At 40.1% G+C, this 4,366-nt stretch carries 2 protein-coding genes and 1 pseudogene; all 3 read left to right on the top strand.

The window, feature by feature from the left end; all coding sequences use genetic code 11:
* A partial coding sequence (locus tag BCG07_RS15620) for an efflux RND transporter permease subunit (RefSeq protein ID WP_286891012.1) occupies nucleotides 1–2,770 on the top strand: 2,770 nt, incomplete at its 5' end.
* A gap of 345 nt (nucleotides 2,771–3,115) precedes the next feature.
* A pseudogene (locus BCG07_RS15615) lies at nucleotides 3,116–4,138 on the top strand (IS1182 family transposase); the annotation flags it as partial.
* Nucleotides 4,139–4,215: 77 nt separating this feature from the next.
* Nucleotides 4,216–4,366, top strand: a 151-nt coding sequence (locus BCG07_RS15610) for a transposase (protein WP_286891013.1), incomplete at its 3' end; no start/stop codon positions are given.

Genomic DNA, 4,366 nt, shown 5'->3' with positions numbered 1-4,366 from the left:
TCTTATTTCAGATAAAGATGCAGGCTATGATGCTATGGCACTCAGGAGTCTCAATGATTGGGTAGTAAAATTACTCGTTATGCCTGTCGATGGTGTTACTGATGTACTCTCCTTTGGAGGTATTGTTAGGCAGTACCAAGTAAATGTAGATCCATCTAAGCTTCTTTCTTATAACCTAACGCAAGAAGACGTTGTTGGTGCCCTAGATAACAACAATGCCAATGTTGGCGGATGGTATATGAACCGTGGGCAAGAGCAGCTTGTTATTAGAGGTGCAGGTTGGTTTGAAAGTGGTGACGCTGGTATTAGTAATATCAAACAAGTTCCCGTCAAAACAGTTGATGGGACAGTTGTGACGGTTTCGGATATTGCTAAAGTTGAAATGGGCAGTGAAATTCGTCAAGGTGCTGTCACAATGACGCGCAAAACCGAAGACGGTAAAGTCGAAAATTTAGGTGAAGTTGTCTCTGGCATTGTCTTAAAACGCATGGGGTCTAATACTAAAGCCACCATTGATGGTATCAATGCAAGAATCCCATTGATTAATCAAGCATTGCCTAAAGGTGTTCGCTTTGAACCATTTTATGATCAGGCTGATTTGATTGAAAAAGCCGTTGATACAGTAGTTGATGCACTATTACTAGCATTTATTTTCATCTGTATTGTATTAGCACTATTTTTAATGAATATACGTGCAACCTTCCTTGTCCTAATATCTATTCCAATTTCAATTGGTATCGCGTTAATGATCATGGCTTGGTGGGGCATTTCTGCAAACCTTATGTCATTGGGTGGCATTGCCGTAGCCATTGGTATGCTAGTTGATGGTTCAGTCGTGATGGTTGAAAACATGTTTAAGCATTTAAATAGACCAGACTCTACCCATTTAAAAACTGTAAAAGAAAGAGTGCCTAGTGCTGATACTGATCCACATGATGTAGAACAAGATGAGCATGGTATTAAGTTACGTCTTCAAAATGCGGGTAAAGAAGTGGCTCGTCCCGTATTTTTTGCAGCTTCTATTATTTTAGTCGTATTTACGCCTTTATTTAGCTTTGAAGGTGTTGAGGCAAAGTTATTTCAACCTATGGCAATAAGCATCATTTTAGCTGTTATATCTGCTATTGTGGTTGCGTTGTTTGTTGTACCCGCTTTAGCTACTTATTTATTTAAGTCAGGTGTAAAAGAGAGGGAAAGCTTTGTTCTTAGGCCATTAGACAAACTCTACAGAAAAGGGCTTACATTCGCACTAAAACGCACCAAATTAGTCATTTCAGCCGCACTTATATTAGTTTTCTCTGCCTTTGCATTAGTTCCATTAATTGGTACTGAATTTGTACCTGAGTTAGAAGAAGGGACGATAAACTTAAGAGCAACGCTTGCACCTTCTTCCAGTTTAGATACCGCGCTCACTGTGGCACCAATTCTAGAAGAAAAACTAATGGCTTTCCCTGAAGTAACCTATGCATTAAGCCGAATTGGTCGAGCAGAAATAGGTGGAGACCCAGAGCCTGTGAATAACATCGAAATTTACATAGGGTTGAAGCCTGTTTCTGAGTGGACCAGTGCATCTAATCGATATGAACTTCAAGGAAAAATGGAGAGATCTTTAGAAGAATTCCCTGGGTTGCTACTCAACTTTTCTCAACCTATTGCGACTCGTGTCGATGAGCTACTATCTGGTGTTAAGGCTCAGTTGGCGATAAAGTTGTTTGGGCCTGAACTTGAGGTACTGGCGGCTAAAGGTCAAGAAATAGAAACAGCAATTAAAAACATTGAAGGTGCAAGGGATGTTGCATTGGAGCAAATTGCTGGTGAAGCGCAATTGGTGATAAGTCCTAACAGGCAAGAACTATCACGCTTTGGATTGTCTGTGAGTGACATAATGGAGGTTGTGCGTGATGGTATTGGTGGTGTTGAAGCCGGACAAATAATCAATGGTAATGAACGTTATGATATTTACGTTCGCATAGAGGAAGAGTACCGAAGTAACAAAGAAGCTATTGCTGATATTCGGCTTCAATCACCTACTGGTGCTTGGGTGCGGCTGGGTGACGTAGCCTCAGTCTCATTTGAGTCAGGCCCACCACAAGTTAGACGCGATGATGTACAACGAAGAGTCGTTATCCAAGCAAATGTACAAAATCGAGATATGGGAAGCGTGGTTGCCGATATCAGAACGGTAATTGCTGAAAAGGTTGACTTACCTTCAGGTTATTCTGTTTCGATTGGCGGCCAGTTCGAAAGTCAAAAACGTGCTCAAAATAGGTTAGCTATAGTTGTACCTTTATCGTTAGCACTAATCGCACTACTACTTTACTTTGCCTTTGGTTCTGTTGGTCAAGCTATGCTGATATTGGTCAACGTGCCGCTTGCTGTAATTGGCGGAGTTTTCTCCTTATATTTATCTGGACAATACTTGTCTGTACCAAGCTCCGTTGGCTTTATTACCTTATTTGGTGTAGCGGTATTGAATGGGGTCGTTATGGTAGAAAGTATCAACCAACGTATTAAAGACGGTCTAGAAGCATCTAAAGCCGTTTTTGAAGGCGCTACTTCAAGATTAAGACCTGTACTTATGACTGCTATAACATCAGCTTTAGGTTTGATACCGATGTTAATGTCTAATGGTGTTGGTGCAGAAATACAGCGCCCATTAGCGAGTGTTATTGTTGGCGGCTTGGTAACTGCAACACTGTTAACATTATTTGTTTTACCTGTTTTATATCGCTGGTTTTCAGAGAAAAAAATAAAAGAGCTATCCAGATAAAATTACTGTGAACTCTAACCCCACGCTAAAGTCACGTTTAGCGTGGGGTTATTGAGTAGATGAACGAAAAGAAAGATTAGATTTAACAATAAACTAATAGTCATGACTGCTTTGTCGGAATATTTGTCGTTAAACAGGCCAAAGCTAACTTCCGCTTTCGTATCTTTGCAGTCTTAATCTCTATGTGTCTCAAGGTCGGATTATGGCACAGACTGTGTGAAAACTCTGATCACCTTTTGGTCTAAGTATGTTCTGCTTATGATCTATTAATCTATACATTTAGTTCACTTAATATACTGATATTTATATAATTAGACTATTGATTCAGTTGAGGGTTGAGGCAGTATGTCAAAGTTTATAAGCGGTGAAAGTCGTGACCAATCAACGTTATTTCCAGAATCGTTGGAAGACTACGTCAGTGAAGATAATACGGTCAGAGTGATTGATGTTTTCATTGAGGAACTAAATCTAGCTGAATTGGAGTTTAAAGGGTTAACTTTAAAGTCCACAGGCCGCCCTAAGTATCATCCAGCCACATTATTAAAACTGTATCTTTATGGTTACCTCAACCGTATTCAATCATCCCGCCGATTAGAAACCGAATGCCAACGCAATATTGAACTGATGTGGCTACTTGGTAAGTTGGCACCCGACTTTAAAACGATTGCTGATTTTAGAAAAGACAACGGAGATGGTATAAAAAATGTGTGCAAAACGTTTGTTGAAGTCTGCCGTCGTCTGAATATGTTTGAGAAACCAGTTGTTGCCATCGATGGTAGTAAGTTTAAAGCTAGCAACAACAAAGGCAATAATTTTACGCCAAGCAAAGTTAAATTCCACATCGACCGAGTCGAAAAGAATATTGAACGTTACCTTGAATTACTTGATGAAGCCGATAAAGAGCAAGCTAACGTCACAAAAATTAAAGCCACAAAAGATAGGCTAGCTGACTTTCGCAGCCAGTTAAAAAAACTACACGAGATTAAAGAACAAGTTGAAGCTCATCCTGACAAGCAAATATCCACTACTGATCCTGATTCACGTTTAATGAAAACTCAAGGTTTTACAAGAGTTGTGAGTTATAACGTGCAAAGTGCGGTTGATACCAAGCACCACCTTATAGTGGCGCATGAGGTGACCAACGTGCCAGATAGAGGCCAGCTTGCGTCAATGACAAAACTCGCACAAAAAGCATTGCGCAAGGAAGATATAAGGGTATTAGCAGATAAAGGTTACTTCAGTCAGCCCGATATAAAAGATACTATCGATTTGGGTGCAGAGCCAATCATGCCCAAGACGGATACATCGTCCTCTGAAAAGAAAGGGATATTTAACCGCTCACTCTTCAAATACGATGCAAATAAAGATTGTAGTGGCATAGTTAATTTGGCCACCCATTAAGAAAGAAATGTTATGCTAATAAGCATACAAATTTGGGTGAAAAAATGACGAAATTAAAACGCGCAACGTATTCTGCGGCAATCAAGTTAGAAACAGCTCAGCTTGTAGTTGACCAAAGTTATACTCAAGAAGAAGCAGCCAAAGCGATGGGGGTGGGTAAATCAACCGTCAGTAAGTGGGTTACTCAATTAAAGC

Source organism: Pseudoalteromonas sp. ESRF-bin5 (assembly GCF_002632075.1).
In the GTDB taxonomy this organism is placed as follows: Bacteria; Pseudomonadota; Gammaproteobacteria; order Enterobacterales; family Alteromonadaceae; genus Pseudoalteromonas; species Pseudoalteromonas marina.
Note: the sequence above shows the minus strand (reverse complement) of the source record. Positions and strands in the feature narration are given on the sequence as shown.